The organism is Mesorhizobium sp. GW821-FHT04C10, assembly GCF_059420305.1.
The window spans coordinates 59,597-81,077 of record NZ_JBWKTL010000001.1 but is presented as its reverse complement, the minus strand read 5'-3'; the positions used below and the strand labels follow the sequence as shown (position 1 = coordinate 81,077).

The 21,481-nt window shown below is 62.9% G+C and carries 20 protein-coding genes and 1 other RNA gene; 11 read left to right on the top strand and 10 right to left on the bottom strand.

Annotated elements, in window-relative coordinates; translation table 11 throughout:
* Positions 1–139 precede the first annotated feature (139 nt).
* The 4 genes from AC07UC_RS00385 (at position 140) to AC07UC_RS00370 (ending at position 4,062) form a co-directional block, all read left to right on the top strand.
* On the top strand, positions 140–1,147 hold the full coding sequence (locus AC07UC_RS00385) for a sugar ABC transporter substrate-binding protein (protein WP_483121458.1): 1,008 nt from the start codon (positions 140–142) through the stop codon (positions 1,145–1,147).
* A gap of 13 nt (positions 1,148–1,160) precedes the next feature.
* Complete coding sequence (locus AC07UC_RS00380) at positions 1,161–2,144, top strand: ABC transporter permease (protein ID WP_494903361.1); 984 nt, start codon at positions 1,161–1,163, stop codon at positions 2,142–2,144.
* Positions 2,141–2,926 carry an ATP-binding cassette domain-containing protein gene (locus AC07UC_RS00375; RefSeq protein WP_494903359.1) on the top strand — a complete coding sequence of 262 codons (786 nt, stop codon included), beginning with the start codon at positions 2,141–2,143 and terminating at the stop codon, positions 2,924–2,926. Before AC07UC_RS00380 ends, AC07UC_RS00375 begins: the two co-directional genes overlap by 4 nt.
* Positions 2,927–3,009: 83 nt before the next feature.
* A complete protein-coding gene (locus AC07UC_RS00370) occupies positions 3,010–4,062 on the top strand; it encodes an NAD(P)-dependent oxidoreductase (RefSeq protein ID WP_494903357.1) in 1,053 nt (350 codons plus the stop codon).
* 5 nt (positions 4,063–4,067) lie between these two features.
* Here AC07UC_RS00370 and AC07UC_RS00365 read toward each other — a convergent pair whose 3' ends face one another.
* From AC07UC_RS00365 to AC07UC_RS00335, 7 genes are all read right to left on the bottom strand, one after another.
* A complete protein-coding gene (locus AC07UC_RS00365; RefSeq protein WP_140775558.1) occupies positions 4,068–5,009 on the bottom strand; it encodes a 2-hydroxyacid dehydrogenase in 942 nt (313 codons plus the stop codon).
* Between the two features lie 23 nt (positions 5,010–5,032).
* Positions 5,033–6,664, bottom strand: coding sequence for an ABC transporter ATP-binding protein (locus tag AC07UC_RS00360; protein ID WP_494903355.1), 1,632 nt, complete (start codon positions 6,662–6,664; stop codon positions 5,033–5,035).
* On the bottom strand, positions 6,661–7,806 hold the full coding sequence (locus tag AC07UC_RS00355) for an ABC transporter permease (RefSeq protein ID WP_494903353.1): 1,146 nt from the start codon (positions 7,804–7,806) through the stop codon (positions 6,661–6,663). Before AC07UC_RS00355 ends, AC07UC_RS00360 begins: the two co-directional genes overlap by 4 nt.
* Positions 7,806–8,900, bottom strand: coding sequence for a microcin C ABC transporter permease YejB (locus tag AC07UC_RS00350; RefSeq protein ID WP_056569814.1), 1,095 nt, complete (start codon positions 8,898–8,900; stop codon positions 7,806–7,808). Before AC07UC_RS00350 ends, AC07UC_RS00355 begins: the two co-directional genes overlap by 1 nt.
* A gap of 30 nt (positions 8,901–8,930) precedes the next feature.
* A complete protein-coding gene (locus AC07UC_RS00345; protein ID WP_494903351.1) occupies positions 8,931–10,799 on the bottom strand; it encodes an extracellular solute-binding protein in 1,869 nt (622 codons plus the stop codon).
* A gap of 14 nt (positions 10,800–10,813) precedes the next feature.
* Positions 10,814–12,691, bottom strand: a complete 1,878-nt coding sequence (locus tag AC07UC_RS00340; RefSeq protein ID WP_494903349.1) for an extracellular solute-binding protein — start codon at positions 12,689–12,691, stop codon at positions 10,814–10,816.
* Between the two features lie 168 nt (positions 12,692–12,859).
* Positions 12,860–13,534 (bottom strand): c-type cytochrome, encoded by a 675-nt coding sequence (locus tag AC07UC_RS00335; protein WP_494903347.1) that lies wholly within the window; start codon positions 13,532–13,534, stop codon positions 12,860–12,862.
* A 193-nt stretch (positions 13,535–13,727) separates the two neighbouring features.
* On the opposite strand from AC07UC_RS00335, the gene AC07UC_RS00330 reads away from it, so the two are divergent.
* Positions 13,728–14,456: a 3-deoxy-manno-octulosonate cytidylyltransferase gene (locus tag AC07UC_RS00330; protein WP_140775550.1), complete on the top strand. Its 729-nt coding sequence runs from the start codon at positions 13,728–13,730 to the stop codon at positions 14,454–14,456.
* Positions 14,457–14,470: 14 nt separating this feature from the next.
* Positions 14,471–15,334, top strand: a complete 864-nt coding sequence (locus AC07UC_RS00325) for a prephenate dehydratase (RefSeq protein WP_056569822.1) — start codon at positions 14,471–14,473, stop codon at positions 15,332–15,334.
* 123 nt (positions 15,335–15,457) lie between these two features.
* Here AC07UC_RS00325 and AC07UC_RS00320 read toward each other — a convergent pair whose 3' ends face one another.
* The 3 genes from AC07UC_RS00320 to AC07UC_RS00310 are packed head-to-tail and all read right to left on the bottom strand — an operon-like array spanning position 15,458 to position 17,208.
* On the bottom strand, positions 15,458–15,760 hold the full coding sequence (locus AC07UC_RS00320; protein ID WP_140775549.1) for a Dabb family protein: 303 nt from the start codon (positions 15,758–15,760) through the stop codon (positions 15,458–15,460).
* 31 nt (positions 15,761–15,791) lie between these two features.
* Positions 15,792–16,736 carry an NAD(+) diphosphatase gene (gene nudC, locus AC07UC_RS00315; RefSeq protein WP_140775548.1) on the bottom strand — a complete coding sequence of 315 codons (945 nt, stop codon included), beginning with the start codon at positions 16,734–16,736 and terminating at the stop codon, positions 15,792–15,794.
* A 52-nt stretch (positions 16,737–16,788) separates the two neighbouring features.
* A complete protein-coding gene (locus AC07UC_RS00310) occupies positions 16,789–17,208 on the bottom strand; it encodes an HIT domain-containing protein (protein ID WP_140775547.1) in 420 nt (139 codons plus the stop codon).
* Between the two features lie 154 nt (positions 17,209–17,362).
* Here AC07UC_RS00310 and ffs point away from each other — a divergent pair.
* The 5 genes from ffs to AC07UC_RS00285 all read left to right on the top strand — a co-directional run bounded on the left by ffs (position 17,363) and on the right by AC07UC_RS00285 (position 21,449).
* An RNA gene (gene ffs / locus AC07UC_RS00305) (signal recognition particle sRNA small type) lies at positions 17,363–17,459 on the top strand.
* Between the two features lie 104 nt (positions 17,460–17,563).
* Positions 17,564–19,396: a DNA polymerase III subunit gamma/tau gene (locus tag AC07UC_RS00300; RefSeq protein ID WP_494903343.1), complete on the top strand. Its 1,833-nt coding sequence runs from the start codon at positions 17,564–17,566 to the stop codon at positions 19,394–19,396.
* 23 nt (positions 19,397–19,419) lie between these two features.
* Complete coding sequence (locus tag AC07UC_RS00295) at positions 19,420–19,743, top strand: YbaB/EbfC family nucleoid-associated protein (protein ID WP_140775543.1); 324 nt, start codon at positions 19,420–19,422, stop codon at positions 19,741–19,743.
* A gap of 76 nt (positions 19,744–19,819) precedes the next feature.
* The gene (locus tag AC07UC_RS00290) at positions 19,820–20,227 is read left to right on the top strand and encodes a hypothetical protein (protein WP_494903342.1); all 408 of its coding nucleotides are present in this window, start codon (positions 19,820–19,822) and stop codon (positions 20,225–20,227) included.
* Between the two features lie 229 nt (positions 20,228–20,456).
* Entirely contained in the window at positions 20,457–21,449 is a 993-nt protein-coding gene (locus AC07UC_RS00285) for a cell wall hydrolase (RefSeq protein WP_494903341.1), read from the top strand.
* Positions 21,450–21,481 lie beyond the last annotated feature (32 nt).

Below are 21,481 nucleotides of genomic sequence, written 5' to 3'. Positions count from 1 at the left end.
TGCTGATTGTTGATGACCGGGCAGCCTCTATCCTGAGCTTCGGAAAGATGTGCGCCGCTCAAGAAGCGCACAATTTCACGCTTCTGCGCTGGACCGGATGGAGCCAGCCTGGCGAACCGCACAATGGGAGGAATAAGGCATGCGCGTTAAAGTCTCGATGCAAAGTCTGCTTGCAGGATCGATCCTGTCTCTGGTCCTTGTCGGTCAGCCATGGGCCGCCGACCTGCCGGGGAAGAACCTGAAGATCGCCGTGGTGCTGAAGACACTCGCCAATCCCTATTGGCTGGCCACGCAACAAGGCATCGAGGCGAAGGCAAAGGAGATCGGCGCAACGGTCACGGTTCAGGCCGGCACGGATGAGTCGGCCATCGACGAACAGACCAACATGGTCCAGACAATGGTCGGACAGGATTTCAATTGCTTCATCGTCGCGCCGATCAGCAACAGCAATCTCATTCAGCCACTGGTGACGGCGGCCAAGAAGAACATCCCGATCGTCGCGGGGGACGCATTCGACAACGACGCGCTCGCCGCCGCCGGCGTCAAGCTGACAACCTATGTCACCGTGCGCCATACCGATGCGGGCAAGGCCGTGGCGGAGGAAATGGTAAAACGCCTCGGCGGGACGGGAAAGGTTGCTCTGATCGGCGGCCTGGCGGGCCATCCGGCCAGCATCCAGAGACTCGAAGGGTTTCGCTCCGGCGCCGGCGGCCTCGAAATCGTTCAGGAACAGGCGGCCGATTGGGATCGCGAGAAGGCTCTGAACGCCGCCGATGCGATCCTGCGCGCTCACCCCGACCTGAAAGGTTTCTACGCCGCCAACGACGGCATGGCGCTGGGCGTCCAGCAGGCGGTCAACAACGCTGGCCTGGCCGGCAAGGTCCTCGTGTTCGGCACGGATGCCATCGACGACGCGCTCAATTCCATCGAGGCCGGACAGATGACCGGCACCGCCGCGCAGTTCCCCTACCTGATGGGCCAGATCGAGGTCGAAGCCTGCCTCGCGGCGTCGCAGGGTGCCACAGTCGACGCGACCACGGTCGCGCCACAGGCCCTGATCACCTCCGAGAATATCGCCGCGGCCAAGACGTCGTCACCGCAGCCCTGGTTCGAATATCACAGCCCGATTGCCAAGCTGATCAAATAGCAGGGCCTGGCGCGTGAGCTTGCAAGCAGGGACAGGAACGGCCGTCCGAGCGTCGGCCGGCCGCATCGCAAGGACGGTCAGGTCGAGCGGTGTGCTGGACTGGGCGATCGTCCTGGCGCTCCTGGTGCTCATGGCGGTCGGAGCGCTGGCTTCGCCACTGTTCCTGACGGCCGGAAACATCACTTCGATTCTTGTCGCCTGCTCGATCCTCGTTGTGGTGGCGATCGGTCAGACTTTCGTCATCATCACGGCGGGCATCGACCTTTCGGTCGGGTCGCTGGTGCAGATATCCTGCGTGATGATCGGCATCTCCGTCACCCAGAAATGGGGTGTGCCGATCGGCATCGTGATGGCCGTTGTTACAGGCATGATGTTTGGCATCATCAGCGGCATCGTCATTTCGAAGGGCAAGATCAGCGATTTCATAGCGACATTGGGAATGCTCAGCATTGCATCGGGTTGTGCGCTGGTGCTATCGAACGGCCGACCGGTCGGCGTCATTTCACCCTTGCTTACGCAACTGGCCAGCGGCAGCTTCGGGCCAATCCCCAACATAACGCTGCTCGCGGCCGTGGTTGCCGTCATTGCCCACCTGCTCCTGTTCCATACACAACTGGGCACGCACCTGTTCGCCATCGGCGGCAACCATGAAGGCAGCCGCAACCTCGGCCTCAAGGTCGCGAGGATCAAGATAGCGGCCTTTGCCATCAGCGGCTTGCTCGCCGGCATCGCCGGCGTCATGCTCACCGCGCGCATCGGATCCGCCGAACCCGCCACCGGCAGTTCCTACTTGCTGAACTCGATAGCCGCATCGGTGCTAGGCGGAACGAGCCTCTTTGGCGGCCGTGGCACGATCATTGGCCCGGTAGTGGGCGCCCTGGTCCTGACCGCCCTTCTGAACCTGATGACGCTGCTTGGCGTCGGCGTTTTCTACCAGCCGATCGTCACGGGCATGGTCGTCATCCTTTTCGCCATCGCTTATCGGTTTCAAAAATGACGATCGCTCCTGCTTCGAATGATGGCGCGGTCGGCACCCCCGCCGGGCGCAAGATGTTGGAAGTGCGCAATGTCCACAAGCATTTCGGCTCGGTCGTCGCCCTCGATGGCGTCAGCATCTCCGTCGAGGAAGGCAAGGTCGCAGCCATCGTCGGCGACAATGGCGCGGGCAAATCCACCCTGGTCAAGATACTGACCGGCGTGCATCAACCAACGTCCGGCGAGATATTTTTCGATGGCCGACCGGCGACGCTGCGCAGCCCTGACGACGCAAGGCGCATCGGTGTCGAGACACTGTTCCAGGATCTCGCGCTCGTCGATGACCTGACGATCTGGCAGAACCTTTTCCTCGGCCGCGAGCTTACCTGGGGTGGTCCGTTGAGCATCACCCGCAAGCGGGCCATGGCCGCCCAGGCGCGCACCATGCTGGCCGGCCTGCAGATCAACATACCGTCGATCAATGCGCGCGTGCGTCAGCTGTCCGGCGGCCAGCGGCAAGCGGTGGCCATCAGCCGCGCGGTGGGTTGGAACGCCAAACTCACCATCATGGATGAGCCGACGGCGGCCCTTGGCGTGCGGGAACGTCTTGAAGTCGAAGGCCTGATCGACCGCTTGCGGCAACAAGGCAGGACCTTCCTTCTGATCAGTCACAATTTCGATCAGGTGATGCGCCTCTCGAACGAAATATGGATCATGCGCAACGGTCACGTCGTCGGTCATCGCCGCACGAGCGAGACCTCGGGCGAGGAACTGGTCGCCTTGATCACCGGGGCAAAGTCGTGAGCAGCCGGCGGGCGAAGGCAACGAACGCGTGATGCCGCGGGAGCACCGCGTCAACAGCTTCAATTCCAAGGGAGGATGTCGATATGAACAAACCCGTTGCGGTCCTTGACCCACAATGGCGACAGCTTGACGAACTGTTCACGCAGGCTGACCTGAGGCGACTTGGCGAGCTTTGCGATCTGGTTTGGGCGAAGAACGAGCCCATGCCCGATCATGTACTGGATGAAAATCTGGCCGGCATGACCTTCTATCTCTCGGCCTTGCCGACGCTCGATGCCGCCCAGATCAGGCGCGCGGCCAAACTCAAGGCGGTGATCGAGCTCTACGGCGCCTTTCCCGACACTATCGACTACGCTTCCTGCTTCGACCGCGGCATCGAGGTGCTGGCAACCGGTCCAGGCATGCGCGGCTCGGTCGCCGAAATGGCGGTGGCCATGGCGTTGTCGGGCGCGCGTGGCCTCGTGGAAGAACATGAACTGTTCCGTACCGGCGGTGAACATTGGCTCAACGACAATCCGGCGACCGATTTCACCTTGTTCGAACAGACGATAGGATTTGTTGGCTTCGGCGCCATTGCCAAGGAGTGCAGCCGGCTCCTGGCGCCGTTCTCGCCGAGGATATCCGCCTACGACCCCTGGCTTGATCCGTCGGTGGCCAGGCAGCATGGCGTCAGGCTCGCTTCCCTGGCGGAAGTCGCGAGCAGTTGCCGCGTGCTCTTCGTGACGGCGGCGCCGACCAGGACCAACAAGGGCCTTGTGGACGCGGCCACCATCGCCAGGCTGCAGCCGAACGCGTTGCTCGTCCTTGTCAGTCGTGCACATCTCATCGATTTCGATGCCTTGGTCGAGGCGGTGCGGACAAAGCGCATCCGCGCTGCAATCGATGTGTTCCCGTCGGAGCCGCTGGCCAGGGATCATGCCCTGCGCGGCATGCCCAACGTCATTCTGTCGCCCCACCGTGCCGCGGCGGTAAGCGGCGGCCGGCAACTGATGGGCCACCTGATTGTGGAAGACATTGCCCGGATGATCGAAGGCAAGTCACCATTGGACCTTCAGCGTGCCCGCAAGGAGCATGTGATGGACCTGGCAGGGGTGCAGCATTCGAAGAAGCTGGAAAGCATGGCGCAAGAGCGCTGACGCGATCAGTAACCCACCTTGCGATCGACCAGGTTCTGCAACGGCTCACCGCGCTCGAAGGCATCCATCTGGCGCAGCATGATCGGCGCCAGGTGCATCGGATCGGAGGTCGCCGCGGCGTGCGGCGTCACGAACACCTTCGGATGGCTCCATAGCGGGCTGGTCTTCGGCAGCGGCTCGACCTCGAACACATCGAGGCTCGCCTCCTTCAACGTGCCGTCGTCCAGCGCCCGCACGATGTCGGCGTCCTTTTGCAGGCGGCCGCGTCCGGCGTTGATCAGCACCGAGCCACCAAGGCCGTTGCGCTTGCGCAATTCCTTCAGCACGCCATAATTGATGATGCCCTGCGTGTCCGGTGTCAGCGGCAGGAGCACGACGAGTATGTCGGTTGCCTTGAGGAACGGGATCAAGCCGGCCTCGCCGGAATAGGTCGCAACCCCTTGCATCGGCCGGTCGTTGCGCGACCAGCCATTGACGGCGAAGCCGAGCGAAAGAAGCACCGAGGCCGCGGCGCGGCCGAGATTGCCGAGCCCCATAATGCCAACGGAAATGTCGCCGGCCGGCCTCTGCTGCGGCTCGCGCCAGATCTTCTTCGGCTGCTGCGACCGGTAGAGCAGGCCATGGCGATGGTGATCGAGCACCCGCCAGACGACATATTCCGTCATGTACTGGGTGAGATTGTCGGCGACGACCTTGACGATCGGCACGTCGGGCAGGCCGGGATCGGCGAAAATATGGTCGACGCCGGCGCCGATCGAGAAGATGGCGCGCAGATTGGGCAGCGACGACAACAGGTTCGGCTTCTGCTTCCACACCACCGCATAGGTGATCGACGGATCCTTGGCGCCGTCCGGCTCCAGGACCACCTCGCGCTCGGCCGACAACAGCTCGCGCCAGCGCTGCGGGTGAAAGCCGGTGACGGCAAGCAGGATGCGGCCTTTTTCCATTGTTGTTCGTTTAGTCCCTCTAATCACTGGCTGACGATGCCGACCGGCGCCGTCTCTATCTTGAAGGCCGCCGAAATCAGCGCCCGAGTATAGTCGGTTTGCGGATTTTCAAAAATCTGCTGGGAAGGGCCGGCTTCGACGATCCGACCATTGCGCATGACAATGACATCGTTGGCAAGCGCCCGGATGACCTTGAGGTCGTGGCTGATGAAGAGATAGGCGAGGTCATGCTTGGCCTGCAGATTGCGCAAGAGGTCGACGACCTGCGCCTGTACGCTCATGTCGAGCGCCGATGTCGGCTCGTCCAGCATGACGAAGCGCGGGTTGAGCACCATGGCGCGCGCGATGGCGACACGCTGGCGCTGGCCGCCGGAAAATTCGTGCGGATAGCGGTTGCGGGTCGCCGGATCGAGGCCGACCTCCTTCAGCACGTCCGCAACCTTGTCGTCGCGTTCATCGGGCGACAGCTTCGGCTCGTGGATCTTGAGCCCTTCCTCGATGATCTCGGCGATTGACATGCGCGGGCTGAGCGAACCGAACGGATCCTGGAACACGATCTGCAATTCGCGCCTGAGCGGCCGCATGGCATTGAAGGTGAGCTGATTGATGTCGCGCCCGTTGAACTGGATGGTCCCGGTCGACGAGATCATCCGCGCCAGCGCCAGGCCGAGTGTGGTCTTGCCCGAACCGGATTCGCCGACCACGCCCAGCGTCTGGCCGGCGCGCACGGTGACATCGATGCCGTCGACAGCCTTCACATGGTCGACGGTGCTGCGGAAGAAGCCTTGCTTGATCGGGAACCAGACCTTGATGTCCTTGCCGGTCATCACCGGCTTGGCGTCGGCATTGGCCGCCGGTGGCTTGCCTTTCGGCTCGGCCGCCAGAAGGTGGCGCGTATAGGGGTGCTGCGGGTTGGCGAAGATCTCGTTGGTCGGACCGGTCTCGACGATCTTGCCCTTGGTCATCACGCAGACCCGGTCGGCGATCTTGCGGACGATGCCGAGGTCGTGGGTGATGAACAGCATCGACATGCCCTTGCGGCTTTTAAGGCCGGCCAGCAGTTCGAGGATCTGCGCCTGCACGGTGACGTCGAGCGCCGTCGTCGGCTCGTCGGCGATCAGGAGTTCCGGCTCGTTGGCCAGCGCCATGGCGATCATCACGCGCTGGCGCTGTCCGCCGGACAACTGGTGCGGATAGGCGTCGAGGCGCTTCTGCGGGTCGCGGATACCGACCTCGTTGAGCAAAGCCAGCGTGCGCGCCTTGGCGGGGCGATCGGCCATGCCCTGATGCAGCTTCAGGATCTCGACGATCTGCTGCTCGATCGTGTGCAGCGGATTGAGCGAGGTCATCGGCTCCTGGAAGATCATGGTGATCTTGTTGCCGCGCACCTGGCGCAGCTGCTTCTCGCTCATCGCCAGCAGGTCGGCGCCCTGGAACAGGATTTTTCCCGACGGGTGGCTGGCGCTGGGATAGGGCAGGAGCTTCAGCACGGACAGCGCCGACACCGACTTGCCGGAGCCGGATTCCCCGACCAGCGCAACTGTCTCGCCCTTCGCGATGTCGAAGGAGATGTGGTCGACGGCGACAGACTGGCCGCCGCCCTGGCTGAAGGCGACGCTGAGGTCCTGTACGCTGAGCAGGGGCGCTTCGCTCATTTGAACGTCTTGCGCGGATCGAAGGCGTCGCGGGTTGCCTCGCCGACAAAGACGAGCAGCGACAGCATCAGCGAGATGACGACGAAGCCAGAAATGCCGAGCCACGGCGCATTGAGGTTGCGCTGCGCCTGCTTCAGCAACTCGCCGAGCGAGGCGGACCCCGGCGGCAGGCCGAAGCCGAGATAGTCGAGCGAGGTCAGCGTCGAGATCGAGCCTGAGAGCAGGAAGGGCAGGAAGGTCAATGTCGCCACCATGGCGTTGGGCAACAAATGCCGGAACATGATGGTTCGGTTGGGCACGCCGAGGGCGCGGGCGGCGTTGACATATTCGAAGTTGCGGGCGCGCAGGAACTCGGCCCGCACCACGCCGACCAGCGCCACCCAGGAGAACAACAGCATCAGCCCGAGCAGGATGAAGAAGCCCGGCGGCAGGATGGCGGCGACGATCAGCAACAGATAGAGCACCGGGATCGCCGACCAGATTTCGATGAAGCGCTGGAACAGCAGGTCCGTCCAGCCGCCGAAATAGCCCTGCAACGCGCCGGCGCCGACGCCGATCAGCGCCGATCCGATGGTCAGGATCAGGCCGAACAGCACCGAGATGCGGAAACCGTAGATGACCCGCGCCAGGACGTCGCGCGCCTGGTCGTCCGTGCCGAGCCAGTTCCAGTTGCCGACGATGCAGGCCGGGTCGGCAGCCCCTTGCGGATACTGGTTGCAGCGCTTGGCGGCATCATACTGCCAGGACGGCCTGGCGGGTGCGGCCTCCGGGATGGCGTTGTTGACGGTCTGGTAGGAATAGCGGATCGGCGGCCAGATCATCCAGCCATTGGCGTTGATCTCGTCCTGGATCACCGGGTCGCGATAATCGGTGACGGCATAGAAGCCGCCGAACTTTTCCTCGGGGTAGGCGACCAGCACGGGAAACAGGATCTCGCCCTTGTAGGAAGCGATGATCGGCTTGTCGTTGGCGATGAACTCGGCAAACAGCGACAGCACGAACAGGACGAGGAAAATCCACAACGACCAGTAGCCGCGCCGGTTGGCCTTGAAATTCTGCAGGCGGCGCTTGTTGAGCGGCGACAGGAATGGCCGTGGCATCCGCTCCGGCACCACTCCGGCGGTCACGCTTGCCTCCGACATCAGATGTCTCTCCGCTCGAAATCGATGCGCGGATCGACCCAGGTGTACATGAGGTCGGACAACAATCCGACGAACAGGCCGAGAAGCGAGAAGATGTAGAGATTGGCGAACACCACGGGATAGTCGCGCTCGACCACCGACCGGAAGCCAAGCAGGCCGAGGCCATCGAGCGAGAAGATGTTCTCGATCAGCAGCGAACCGGTGAAGAAGGCCGAGATGAAGGCGCCGGGGAAGCCGGCGATGACGATCAGCATGGCGTTGCGGAAGACGTGGCCGTAGAGCACCTGTCGTTCGGACAGGCCCTTGGCGCGCGCCGTCACCACATACTGCTTGCGGATCTCCTCCAGGAACGAGTTCTTCGTCAGCAGCGTGGTGGTGGCGAAGGCCGACAGCACCAGCGCCGTCAGCGGCAAGGTCATGTGCCAGATGTAGTCGGCGATCTTGGCCGGCCAGGACAACTGGTCCCAATTGTCCGAGACGATACCGCGCAACGGGAACCAGTCCCAGAACGAGCCGCCGGCGAACAGCACCATCAGCATGATGCCGAACAGGAAGCCGGGAATGGCATAGCCGACGATGACGACGCCGCTGGTCCAGACGTCGAAAGGCGAGCCATCCTTCACCGCCTTGCGGATGCCGAGCGGGATGGAAATCAGATAGGACAGGAGCGTGATCCAGAGCCCGATCGAGATCGACACCGGCATCTTTTCCAGGATCAGGTCGAGCACCGAGATGTCGCGGAAATAGCTGTTGCCGAAATCGAAGCGGGCATAGTTCCACAGCATCATGCCGAAGCGCTCGAGCGGCGGCTTGTCGAAGCCGAACTGTTTCTCCAGCTTCTTGATGAATTCCGGATCGAGCCCCTGCGCGCCGCGATATTTCGAGCTGACGTCGCCGGCGGCGTCGAAGTTGGAGCCGCCCGCATCGCCGCCGCCACCGCCGAGGCGGTCGCTGCCGCCCTGATTGGTCAGCTTGGCGATGACCTGCTCGACCGGGCCGCCCGGCGCGAACTGGATGACGGCGAAGGAGATCGCCATGATGCCGAACAGGGTCGGGATCATCAAAAGGATGCGGCGCAGTATATAGGCGCCCATCAGGCTTCCTGCCCTCTGCGGACCGATATCTCAGCCTTTGCCAATTTTTGCCGCCTTGCCCTTATCGAACCACCACAGCGCCTCGACCGGAAAGCCGAAATCGGGCTTTTGCTCGGGAAAGCCGAACATGTCCCAATAGGCGCTTCGGTGATTCGCCAGGAACCAACTAGGAATCCAATCGCACCGCGCGCGCAAGACCCGGTCGAGCACTCGCATCGCGACCGTCAGGCTTTCACGGTCTTTTGCCGCGCCCACCGTGCCGATCAGCGCATCGATCGCGGGGTCTGAGGTGCCCGGCAGATTGCGCGAACCGGAGAGGTTGGCCGTCCTGGAATGGAAGAAGCCTTCGAGATCGTCGCGCGTCGGTGTCGCGCTGAACGAGAAAGCGGCTGACAGCAGATCGAAATCGAAGGTCGCCTGCCTGGCCTGGTATTGGGCAGAATCCACCAGCCGGATCGTGGCATCGATGCCGATCGCCTTCATGTTGGCGACCCAGGGCGAATAGACCTGCACGAAAGTGTCGTCGTCGACCATGAATTCGGCCGAAAGCCGGCCACCCTTGCCGTTGACGACGAAATCGCCCGACCGTTTCCAGCCGGCTGCGGCCAGAAGCTTTGCCGCCTGGCCAAGCAGCTTGCGGTCGCGACCGGAACCGTCGGATGCCGGCTGGGCCACGGCCTGGCCGAAGACCTCAGCCGGCACCTGGCTTCGCAGCGGCTCCAGCAGCGCCAGCTCTTGCGTTGATGGCACACCTTCGGCGCGAAAACCCGATTTCTCGAAGCAGGATTGCGAGCGCTCGTAGGAGCCGTAGAAGAAGTTGCGCCGCGTCCATTCGAAATCGAAGCAGAGCGCGATCGCCTGGCGCACGCGAGCGTCGCGAAACTGTTCGCGCCGCTGGTTGACGGCCGTTCCCTGCATGGTCGGCCGCTTCTCGGCCGGGAATTCGTGCTTTACCACCTTGCCGGCTGTCAGCGCGGGGAAGTCGTAGGCGGTCGCCCAGACGCGCGAGGTGAATTCCTCGCGGTAGGTGATTTCGCCCTTCTTGAAGGCTTCGAAGCCGGCGGTGCGGTTCTGGTAGAATTCGATGCGGATACGGTCGAAATTGTTCTGGCCGCGATTGACCGGCAGATCACGGCCCCAATAGTCCGCAACCCGATCATATTCGATCCATGCACCGGCCGAGAACCGGCCGACCTTGTAGGCACCGGAGCCGAGCGGCGGGTTCAACTGCGAAGAGTCGAACGGGTTGGCCGTATAGAAGGCCTTCGACAGGATGGGGAATTCCACAACGTTGAGCACGGTGCGGGCCGATTGCTTGCCGGAGAAGGTGAGCCGCAGCGTGCGGTCGTCGACAGCAACGGCATCGACCATGTGCGTCAGCGACAACGACAGGTCGGGATGGCCCTTGTCCTTGTAAAGCTTGAAGGTGAAGGCTGCGTCCTGGGCGGTCAGCGGCGTGCCGTCGTGGAAGCGCGCCTCGGGGCGAAGCGAGAAGGTGAAGGAGTTGCGGTCTTCCGACAGTGTCACGCCGTCGGCGATCTGGCCGTAGACGGCGTCGGGCTCGTCGAGTGCGCGCACCATCAGCCCGTCGAAGCACATCTCCATGCGCGGCGGCGCATCGCCCTTGTCGGCGAAGGAATTCATCGTGTTAAAGGTTTGTGTGTCCTGGTTGTAGCCCCAGTTCGGCGGCGAGAAATTGAAAACTCCGCCGGCTGGTGCATCGACATTCACATAGTCGAAATGGGTGAAATCCGGTCCGTATTTGAGGTCGCCAAAGGCGGACAATCCATGCAGCTTGGTGCCGGTCGCAATGTCGGCGAAAGCTTTTGCGGGCAACAGGGCGGCGGCGGCCGCCGCCGCGCCAAGCGCGAGAAAATCACGGCGGGGCAGGGCGGTCATCGATTGCCGCCCCATCAATTGCCGCCTTTGTACTTGGCGGCCAGCGCCTTTTCCTTGTCGACGTCGATCCACCAGGAATCGATATCGACACCGACATAGGCAGGCTGCTTGTCGGGGAATTTGAACTTGTCCCAATAGGCCAGCCAGACCGCCGACCGGTGATACTGCGGCACGACGTAGAAGTTCCATAGCAGCACGCGGTCGAGCGCATGGGTTGCGGCAACGAGATCATCGCGATCCGTGGCAAAGATGATGCGGTCGACCAGCGCATCGACGGTCGGATCCTTGATGCCCATCAGATTGCGCGAACCAGGTGCGTCGGCGGCCTTCGAACTCCAGAAATCGCGCTGCTCGTTGCCGGGCGAATCCGACTGGCCGAACAGGCCCGTGACAACGTCGAAATCGAAGTTGTTGACGCGGTTGATGTACTGCGTCTGGTCGATGATGCGCAACGAGGCGTCGACGCCGATCTTGCGCAGATTGGCAATGTAGGGGCTGGCGATTACCTGGTCGGTGTCGTTCCAGCCGAGGATCTCGAATTTGAACGGCGCGCCTGTCTTGGCGTTGACCATCTTGCCGCCCTTTATGACCCATCCGGCCTTGGCGAAGAGATCGACAGCCTGCTTCAGGTACTTTCGCTCCGCTTGCGGTGAATCGTAGACGGGCAGCTTGAATTCCTGGGTGAAGAGTTCGGGCGGCAGCTTGTCACGGTATTTTTCCAGGATTTCCAGTTCCTTGCCCTGCGGCAACCCGCTGGATGCCAGCTCGGTGCCCTGGAAATAGCTCGACGTGCGGGTGTTGAAGCCGAAGAACAAGGTGCGGTTCATGCTCTCGAAATCGAACGGTATGGTCAGTGCCTCGCGGACCAGCCGGTCCTGGAACAGCGGCCTGCGCTGGTTGAGGACAAAGCCCTGCATCGGTTGTGGCGACTGGGTCTGGAAGTCCTTCTTGATGACGTCGCCGGCCTGAAGGGCTGGGAAATTATAGGCCGTCGCCCATTTGCGGGAGCTGTATTCGCGGTTGATGTCTTCCAGTCCGCCCTTGGTGAAGGCCAGCCAGGCGGCATTGTCGTCGAGGATGTAGGTGTATCGGCGCGTGTCGAAATTCTCGCGGCCGATCTTCACCGGCAGCTTGGCCGCCCAATAGTCCGGCACGCGCTGCCAGACGATTTCGGAGCCCGGCTTGAAGCTGGCGATCTTGTATGCGGCCGAGCCCAGCGGCGGTTCCAGCGTTCCCTTGGTGATGTCGCGCTTCTTGCCATTGGCGTCGGTACCTTCCCACCAATGCTTCGGCAGAACGACGAGGTCGCCGATGATCTTCGGCAGTTCACGATTGCCCTTCTGGTTGAAATGGAACTCGACCTCGCGATCGGAGATCGCCACCGCGTCGGTGACATTCTCGAAATACCGGTTGTATTGCGGGCTGTTGGCCTTCAGCACCTGGAACGACCAGATCACGTCGTCGACGGTGATCGGCTGGCCGTCATGCCACTTCGCGCGCGGGTCAAGCCGGTACGTGGCCGAGGAATAGTCGGCAGGATATTTATAGGCATCGGCGATCAGCGGGTGGCTGGTGCTGCCCTCGTCCGTCGCCTGCTCCATCAGCGTGTCGTAGAGCAGGCCGCCGCCGAAGCCGGCCAAACCCGCCGCCGGCGATCCCTGGACGATATAGGGGTTGAAGCTGTCATAGGTGCCGAGGAGCACCGAATTCAGCGTTCCGCCTTTCGGCGCGTTCGGGTTGACGTAGTCGTAATGCTGGAAATTGTCGCCGTATTTGGATTGGCCGATCAGCGATGAGGTGGTCCGCCACTCGTCGGCCAGGGTTGTCTGCAACCCCGCCGCCAGCAGGGCCGCCGCCAGCAGCGACTTGAGAAGCGTTCGGCCAACCGTCATGCACTATCCTCTTCGCGATGCGTGCCAGATCATCCGGGACACGATCCTAGATGATTTGGCGCTGGTGAAAACCGCAATGCGCCGGCTTTGTCGCCGCACCCCGGATTTTCCCAATAAAAAAGCCGGGCTGAACCCGGCTTTTTCAAGATCGTGGAGATTACAAATTGTTCACTGGGCGGGTGCTGGCGCTGGAGCTGGAGCGGCCGGCTTGGCCGGTGCGGCGCCTTCAGCCGGCTTCGCCGGGGCGGCTGCTTCGGCCGGCTTGGCGGGCGCGCTAGCGTCCGCGGCGGCACCAGGTGCCGGCAGCGGCTTGGGATTGTCCGACAGCGTGCGCAGATACGCGATGACGTTGGCGCGGTCCTCGTCCTTGGGCAGGCCGGCGAAGCCCATGGCGGTGCCCTTCACGAATTTCTTCGGCGAGGTGATGAAGTGGTTGATGTTGTCGTAGGTCCACTTCTCGGTGCCGCCCTTGGAGAATTCCTTCATGCCGGCCGAATAGGCGAAGCCTTCATGTTCGGCGACGGGGCGGTCGATAAGATCCCACAGATCGGGGCCGACCTTGTTGGGGCCGCCCTTTTCGCCGGAATGGCAGGCTTGGCACTTCTTGAAGACGGCAGCGCCCGCCTCGGCATTGGCGGTCTGCAGCAGGTCGGCGATCGGCTTGGCCGCGGCAGCCGGCGCGGCCGGGCCGCCTTCGGCGGGCTCAGCCGCCTCGATGGCGAAGCCGGGCTTTTCCGGGGCCGGCGAGGCAAACAGTGCGTCCGACACCAGCCCGACCGAGAAAACGACGAAAACGGTTCCGAGCAATCCGGCGAGCAGTTTATTGACTTCGTTGGAATCCATACGCCCCTTGCTCCCTTTTCCGGCGGACCGAACCGTCCACTCCGTCCGTCGGTATCGAGACCTGCCCTCCAGAGCCGGTCAAATCGGGCGGAAACTAGGTCTTTTGCTCCGGCGTTGCAACACCTATAAGGGCGCTGCCAGTGAGACCTTTTGCCACTTTTCCCCTCCTCTTTTCGAACGCCTTGCCACAGCGATGTCCACCTTGATCCTGATACCGGCCCGCATGGCCTCCACCCGCCTGCCGGGCAAACCTCTGGCCGACATCGCCGGCGTGCCGATGATCGTCCATGTCGCCCGCCGTGCGGCCGAAGCCGGCCTCGGCCGGGTGGTGGTGGCGACCGACACGCAAAGCGTGGCCGAAGCGGTGCGCGCGCATGGGTTCGAGGCGGTGATGACGCGCATCGACCACGAGTCCGGCTCCGACCGCATCCATGAGGCGCTGGTCGCGCTCGATCCTGGACATGAGGTCCAAACGATCGTCAATGTGCAGGGCGACCTGCCGACCATCGATCCCGGCATCATCGCCGCCTCGCTCAGGCCATTCGAGGACGCGGCGGTGGATATCGCCACACTCGGTGTCGAGATCGTCCGCGAGGAGGAAAAGACCAATTCCAATGTCGTCAAGATCGTGGGCTCGCCGCTGTCCGCCGCCAGGCTGAGGGCGCTCTATTTCACCCGCGCCACGGCACCTTGGGGCGAGGGGCCGCTCTATCACCATGTCGGCCTCTACGCCTATCGCCGCGCGGCACTCGAGCGCTTCGTCGCGCTGAAGCCGTCGCCGCTGGAACGCCGCGAGCGGCTGGAGCAGCTGCGGGCGCTGGAAGCCGGCATGCGCATCGATGCCGAGATCGTCCGGTCGCTGCCGCTAGGCGTCGACACGCCGGAAGACCTTGAGCGCGCCCGAACCATCCTTTCAAACTGAGAAATTCCTTCGCCATGCCTGAAAAAACCAACAGAATATCCTTCCAGGGCGAGCCGGGTGCCAATTCCGATACCGCCTGCCGCAACGTCTATCCCTCGATGGAGCCGTTGCCGTGCCCGACTTTCGAGGATGCGTTCAACGCGGTCGAGACCGGCAAGGCCGATCTCGCCATGATCCCGATCGAGAACACCATCGCCGGACGCGTCGCCGACATCCACCATCTCTTGCCGGAATCGAGGATGCACATCGTCGGCGAGTATTTCCTGCCGATCCATTTCCAGCTGATGGTGCTGCCCGGCGTCAAGCGGGAAGAAATCAAGACGGTTCACAGCCACATCCATGCGCTTGGCCAGTGCCGCAAATACATCCGCAAGAACGGCTGGAAGGCGGTCGTCGCGGGCGATACGGCGGGCGCCGCCAAGATGATCTCCGAGGTCAAGGACCGCACAATGGCCGCCCTGTCGCCGGCGCTGGCGGCGACGCTCTATGGGCTCGACATCATCGAGGAGAACGTCGAGGACACCGATTCCAACGTCACGCGCTTCGTCGTCCTGACCAAGAGCAAGCAATGGGCCGAACGGCCGACGGCCGACACCAAGATGATGACGACCTTCATCTTCCGCGTCCGTAACGTGCCGGCCGCGCTCTACAAGGCGATGGGCGGCTTCGCCACCAACGGCATCAACATGACCAAGCTGGAGAGCTACCAGCTCGGCGCTTTCACGGCGACGCTGTTCTACGCCGACATCGAGGGCCATCCCGACGATCCGCTGGTCAAGCTGGCGCTGGACGAGCTTCGCTTCTTCTCCCGCGAGGTGCGCATCCTGGGCGTCTATCCGGCCAGCCAGTCGCGCGAGCAATGGAAGGTGGCGGATTAGCCAGCCATTGCGCCGTCAACTGACCGGCATTTCAATGCGCGACAGCACGTTCGAGATTGGCGGAGGCGTTCATGACGATGTCATGAAGGGCCGCGCCAATCTCAGACGTTGGTGCCGATCATCTCAGCCAAAGCCCAGCGGCACATAGTCGATCTCGAGAAATTTCTCGACCTCCGGCACCCAGCGGTCGCGCACGAAGGCGACATGGTCGGGATGGTCGTTGTATCTGGTGTAGGCGGCCTGGTCGGCGAACTCCATCGAGAAGCCGAACTGATAGTCGTTCTTGGGGCTGATCTGCCGCAATTGCTCGAAATGCGTGACGCCCCGGATCGCGGTGAGGATTTTCTTGGCATCGACGAGGAAGCGCTTTTCCTCCAGCGAATGCGGCGCGTGCTTCAGCGTGAAGACGACGGTGTGGCGGATCATTTGTCTCTCCTGCAATGAATTTCAATATCGCCTATTCGCTGTCGACCCAGGCGCGGATAAGGTGATGCGCGATCGCCCCTTTCGGCGGCGTGACCAGATTATCGGCATGCTCCCTGGTCAGCATCAGGCGCACTTCGTCGCGGCCAAACCAGCGGCAGTCCTCCAGTTCGTTGAGGTCGGCCTGGATGTCGTCATTGAGCGGCTCGCCGAAGCAGCCGATCATCAGTGAGTAAGGGAACGGCCAGGGCTGGCTGGCGTGGTAGACGACGCGGCCGAGCCGGATGCCGGCTTCCTCCAGCGTCTCGCGGCGTACCGCTGCCTCGATCGTCTCGCCCGGCTCGATGAAGCCGGCGAGCGCCGAATACATGCCCGGCGCGAAGTGCCGGCCGCGCCCAAGCAGGCATTTCTCGCGCGTTGCCGTCAGCATGATCGCCACTGGGTCGGTGCGCGGAAAATGCTCGGTGCCGCAATTCGGGCAATGGCGCTTGTAGCCACCGGCCCGCATTTCCGACTGCGTGCCGCATTTGCTGCAGAAACGGTGGCTGGCGTGCCAGGCGAGCAAAGCGGCCCCTTGCGCCATCGCGCCGGCGGCCGCTTCGTCGATCAGCCCTTGCATGTAGACCGACCTGTAGTCGATCGCCTTGACGGTCTCGGGCAGCTGTTCGGGGTCAACGCCCGCCACCACCGCAAGCACCGGTCCTTGGTCGGAAAAGCCGAGCAGGACGCTTTGGTCGAAGGAAGGTTTGAAAGACTGGCTCTCGGAGACGCCGAACCAGGGATCGAGGCCGCTGCCATTCCCCAATTTCAGATAGAGCCGGCCGCCATTCATCAACAGCAGCCGCGTCGTTGGATCGGCCAGCGCCTTGTCGACCGAATCGTCGGCGCGGTTCTCGGATTGCCGGTCGATGGTGTTGCCGGCAAAGCCGACAAACTGGCTCGGCTCGCGCAGCGGCGCGTCAAACAGGCTGAAGCTCATGCGGACTCTGGTTCTTTGGGATGGACATGTTTTGGAATGAACACAGGGGAGCTTATAGCGCCGCCCTTATCGTTTCGGCAAACCGACGCAGGTCGGAGCGCTCATAGGGCTCGCGCAGGCCGTGCCCCCACACCGGGCCCGGCCAGCCGGGATCGCCTTCGGACCGGGCGATGATATGGATATGCAATTGGCGCACGATGTTGCCGAGCGCGCCGGTGTTGATCTTGGTGCAACCGCTCACCTTCTTCAGCGCCTGCGCCACCATGTTGGTCTCGAAGGTCAGCATGGCCTGGTCGAGCGGCGTCATGTCGTGGATTTCCTCCGCGCCCGGCCGCTGCGGTACCAAAAGCAGCCATGGCCAGCGGCGATCGTTCATTACCCGCAATTCGCACAGCCCAAGCCACATCAACTGCTCGCTGTCCGCCTCCAGCCGGGCATCCAGCGTGAATCCGGCCTTCAGGCCAGGCAGCATCGGCGTTTCCCTTGCTTTTCTTGGTTTCCTCGAACCCATGACGCTAGAGCGGCGGCAAGAGGGCTGCAAGCGAATCATTGTTCCTCTGACGGTTTGGTGCGCCAAATCGCGTGTGCACTTGCATTTCATCGCGCAATTGCCGATATGGACAGCGGGAGGTTGGTGGTGGACGATCCACTCGCCAACCGGGTCAGGTCCGGAAGGAAGCAGCCCTAACGAGCCCGGAACGGGTCATTGTTCCAGCCTCCCACCTCATCGGCCCTCCTCGCGACATTGACGACGCATTGCAGCGCGGGCGAGACTATGCGCAGGAATCGGCGCCTTTGGGCGCGGCCTTTTGGAGCTTAACGGGCGAATGAGCGAAGCCGGAAATTCGGGGCCAAAAAGCCTGGAGCCAAAAGGCCCGGAGAATGGAAAGGCCGCTGCCTATCGCGTGCTGGCGCGCAAATACCGTCCGTCGAACTTTTCCGAGCTGGTCGGCCAGGAGCCGATGGTGCGCACCCTCACCAACGCCTTTGCCACCGGCCGCATTGCCCAGGCCTGGATGCTGACCGGCGTGCGCGGCGTCGGCAAGACCACCACGGCGCGCATCCTGGCGCGGGCACTGAACTACAAGACATCAACCGTGGACCAGCCTTCGGTCGACCTTGCCGTCCTCGGCGAGCATTGCCAGGCGATCATGGAAGGCCGCCATGTCGACGTCATCGAGATGGACGCCGCCTCGCATACCGGCATCGACGACATCAGGGACATCATCGAGCGTGTGCGCTATGCGCCGGTCTCGGCCCGTTACAAGGTCTACATCATCGACGAAGTGCACATGCTGTCGACGCAGGCCTTCAACGGCCTGCTGAAAACGCTGGAAGAGCCGCCGCCGCACGTTAAATTCATCTTCGCCACCACCGAAATCCGCAAGGTTCCGATCACCGTCCTGTCGCGCTGCCAGCGTTTTGACCTGAGGCGCATCGATGCCGGATCGCTGGTCGCGCATCTCTCTTCGATCGCCGCCAAGGAAGGCATTTCGGTCGACGACGACGCGCTGGCGATGATCGCGCGCGCCGCGGAAGGCTCGGCTCGCGATTCGCTCTCCATCCTCGACCAGGCGATCGCCCATGGCGCCGGCTCCGTCAGCGCCGAGGCCGTCCGGGGCATGCTGGGCCTGGCCGACCGCGCCCGCATCGTCGACCTGTTTGAACATGTGATGAAGGGTGATGTGGCGGCGGCGCTCGCCGAATTCCGCGCTCAATACGACACCGGCGCCGATCCGGCCGCCGTACTGACCGATCTTGCCGAATTCAACCACCTTGTCACCCGGCTGCGTTTCGTACCGACCGCCATGGATGATGCTTCGCTGTCGCAGGACGAGCGCCAGCGCGGGGCCGATTTTGCCAGGACGCTGTCCGTCAAGGTGCTGTCGCGAACCTGGCAGATGCTGCTCAAGGGCATTCCCGAGGTGCAATCCTCGAACCGGCCGGTGAGCGCCGCCGAAATGGTGTTGATCCGGCTGGCGCATGCCGCCGACCTGCCGACGCTCGACGAGGCGCTGAGATCGCTCGAGGGCGCGGGACCGGTTCAAAATGGCGCATCGCGTCCAAACGGGGCGCCCGCTGGCCCTGGCAATGGCGGTGGTGCCAGCGCGGTTGCGCAAACGCGCATGCCATCCGGACAGGGTGGCGCGCAGACCATGCGGCTGGTCGAGGCCACACCCGCGCCGGTGGCTTTCGTTACCCCTCCCCAGCCGGCGCCGGAGACGCCGCCGGTACCCCTGAAATCGCTGGCCGACATCGTTGCCCTCGCCGACGCACAACGCGACATCGCCTTCAAGGTGCTGGTCAAGCGCTGCATTCGTCCCGTGCGCATCGAACCCGGCCGCATCGACGTCAGCCTGACCGAAGATGCGCCCAAGCTGCTGCTCAACGATCTGACAACGAAACTGCGCGCCTGGACCGGCCGCAACTGGCTTGTCTCGCTATCCAAGGAAGAGGGCGGCCAGACTCTGGCTGAAATGGAATCGACGAAGCGCGAAAACGCCTTCCTCGATGCCAAGAGCGATCCGGCCGTGGCCGCCATACTGGCGCGTTTCCCCGGCGCCAAGATCATCGACGTGCGCATTCCCGATGCGCCGGAGGCAGACGAGACCGAGGCGGAAGTGCCGGTCGAGCCGCCGGCGGATGACGACGAGACCTGATAAACCAAGACAAGGATCGGACCATGAAAGATCTTCTCGGCCTGATGGGCAAGGCGAAGGAAATGCAGGCCAAGTTTCAGGCCATGCAGGACGAGATCGCCACGGTCGAATCCGTCGGCCAGGCCGGCGGCGGCCTGGTCAGCGTCACGCTGAGCGGAAAGTTCGACATGAAGTCGCTGAAGATCGACCCGTCTCTATTCAAGGAGGACGATGTCGAGATCCTCGAGGACCTGATTCTTGCCGCCCACAATGACGCCAAGGCCAAGGTCGAGCAGATCATGCAGGAAAAGACCAAGGCGCTGACCGCTGGCCTGCCGATCCCGCCGGGAATGAAACTGCCATTCTGATGCATGATGCCCAAAACCGTGCAGCGGTTTTGGGGCAACGGCATGCACGAAAGTTGAGCCCAGCGGCGATGCGCCCATGACCGAAGAGCCGTCCGAAAGACTGATCGAGCAGCGTATCCGCAACAGGATCTATGAGATCCTGGAAATCCTCGCGGATTGCGATGACGGCGTCGATATCGTCGGCATCAAGGGCTATTTCCACTTGTTCGAGGATTTCGTGCATCGCCCGTCGATCGAGGCCGGCACCTCGGCGCTTTCGAAGGAGGAGCGCGCGGTCGTGCTGGAAATCGCCGAATTCCTCGAAGCCGCTTCCGAAACGAATCCCGATTTCACCAAGGCCGAATTCATCGATAGCGACTGGCCGGGAAAGATCGCGCCGACGGCCAGGGACGCGCGGGCGTTGTTCCTCAGGCGCGGCCTGTTTTCGGAGAAAGTCGAGGAGCTTGAGCCTGGTCGGCCGGCCGCGATTGCGGCGGGGCGGTAGCGATTCGCCGGAAAAGCGTGCCGCGGTTTTCCCTCGACAATTACGGCGAAACGAAGGGATAGCGGTCATCGCTTTTGTGAAATGATGGCTCGATCTATCTGGAAAGCCTCGAAATTGTGCCTTTTCGGCAACAGTACGTTGTTAATAACGTTTTGGCCATCATTTTGCCCGAAAGTGTCTCATTCTTGCCGCAGCCTGGGGGCGGGCATCGAAGTGAGAGGGTAACCTGTTGATCGTCACGCGATGGAAGACGCCGCTGTTGCTCGGCGTCATTACGTCTCCCCTGTTTTTGGCTGCGTGCAGCCAGACAACCTCGCACGGCATGTCCGTCGCCGGCCTCACCGATGCCATCACGCCGAGTTTCCTGACCTCGCGCGCCTCAGGCCACTCGCCAAAGGACAGGGAGTGCCTGGAAAGGGCGATGTTCTTCGAATCCAACCGCTCGAGCCGCGACGGCATGATCGCCGTCGGCACCGTGGTGATGAACCGCTTGCGTTCCGGCAACCACGGCAGCACCATCTGTGACGTGGTGGGTGAACCTGGGCAGTTCGCGCCGGGCGTCATGACGAGGCCGATGAATTCGCGCGCCATGCCCGATGTCGAGGAAGCGGCCAACGCCGTGCTCAAGGGCGAGCGCAAGGCCAAGCTCAAGAACACCATGTATTTCCACACGGCGGGCCTGCGCTTCCCCTACAAGAACATGCATTACACCATGGTCGCCGGCGGCAATGCCTTCTATGAGAAGCGCGGCCGCAACTGGCAGCCGCTGCCCGATGAGCCGACCGTGGCGGTTGCCTCGGCTGGGTCCGAAATCGTGAAGCCGTCCGCGCCGGTGACGATGGTTGCCTCGGCCGAGCCGGCGCGCCCGGCCAAAGCGTCCCGCGTCGCTCCGGCGCAGCAGGTCTATATGACCGCCGCCGCGGAACCGGCCCGGCAGCCCAAAACCAGGACCGCCCCGGCTCAAGAGACCTATGTGACAGCGGCCGCGGTGGCCACGGCGAAGTCGGCGCGCGTGACCACGAAGCAGACGATGGTCGCCATGCAGGAGCCGATGGAAGAACCGGATGCCGCCCGTTTCGGCGGAACCTTGAACACGAGGGTCATCTCCTCGGTTCAAGGTGAGCCGCAAGAGGCGGCGATGGGATTCCAATCGACGCCGGAGAACACCGACGCCATCGGTGCGATGATCGCCAGCCAGAGTCGACCGCTCGAGGTCAACTGATTCGCATCGCCCCGGCATCCCGTGGCAGCATG

Bases quoted from the DNA above. Each gene is read 5' to 3' on its own strand.
- AC07UC_RS00385 (WP_483121458.1), top strand. From the start codon at position 140: ATGCGCGTTAAAGTCTCGATGCAAAGTCTGCTTGCAGGATCGATCCTG.
- AC07UC_RS00375 (WP_494903359.1), top strand. From the start codon at position 2,141: ATGACGATCGCTCCTGCTTCGAATGATGGCGCGGTCGGCACCCCCGCC.
- AC07UC_RS00370 (WP_494903357.1), top strand. From the start codon at position 3,010: ATGAACAAACCCGTTGCGGTCCTTGACCCACAATGGCGACAGCTTGAC.
- AC07UC_RS00365 (WP_140775558.1), bottom strand. From the start codon at position 5,009: ATGGAAAAAGGCCGCATCCTGCTTGCCGTCACCGGCTTTCACCCGCAG.
- AC07UC_RS00360 (WP_494903355.1), bottom strand. From the start codon at position 6,664: ATGAGCGAAGCGCCCCTGCTCAGCGTACAGGACCTCAGCGTCGCCTTC.
- AC07UC_RS00355 (WP_494903353.1), bottom strand. From the start codon at position 7,806: ATGTCGGAGGCAAGCGTGACCGCCGGAGTGGTGCCGGAGCGGATGCCA.
- AC07UC_RS00350 (WP_056569814.1), bottom strand. From the start codon at position 8,900: ATGGGCGCCTATATACTGCGCCGCATCCTTTTGATGATCCCGACCCTG.
- AC07UC_RS00345 (WP_494903351.1), bottom strand. From the start codon at position 10,799: ATGACCGCCCTGCCCCGCCGTGATTTTCTCGCGCTTGGCGCGGCGGCG.
- AC07UC_RS00340 (WP_494903349.1), bottom strand. From the start codon at position 12,691: ATGACGGTTGGCCGAACGCTTCTCAAGTCGCTGCTGGCGGCGGCCCTG.
- AC07UC_RS00335 (WP_494903347.1), bottom strand. From the start codon at position 13,534: ATGGATTCCAACGAAGTCAATAAACTGCTCGCCGGATTGCTCGGAACC.
- AC07UC_RS00330 (WP_140775550.1), top strand. From the start codon at position 13,728: ATGTCCACCTTGATCCTGATACCGGCCCGCATGGCCTCCACCCGCCTG.
- AC07UC_RS00325 (WP_056569822.1), top strand. From the start codon at position 14,471: ATGCCTGAAAAAACCAACAGAATATCCTTCCAGGGCGAGCCGGGTGCC.
- AC07UC_RS00320 (WP_140775549.1), bottom strand. From the start codon at position 15,760: ATGATCCGCCACACCGTCGTCTTCACGCTGAAGCACGCGCCGCATTCG.
- nudC (WP_140775548.1), bottom strand. From the start codon at position 16,736: ATGAGCTTCAGCCTGTTTGACGCGCCGCTGCGCGAGCCGAGCCAGTTT.
- AC07UC_RS00310 (WP_140775547.1), bottom strand. From the start codon at position 17,208: ATGCTGCCTGGCCTGAAGGCCGGATTCACGCTGGATGCCCGGCTGGAG.
- AC07UC_RS00300 (WP_494903343.1), top strand. From the start codon at position 17,564: ATGAGCGAAGCCGGAAATTCGGGGCCAAAAAGCCTGGAGCCAAAAGGC.
- AC07UC_RS00295 (WP_140775543.1), top strand. From the start codon at position 19,420: ATGAAAGATCTTCTCGGCCTGATGGGCAAGGCGAAGGAAATGCAGGCC.
- AC07UC_RS00290 (WP_494903342.1), top strand. From the start codon at position 19,820: ATGACCGAAGAGCCGTCCGAAAGACTGATCGAGCAGCGTATCCGCAAC.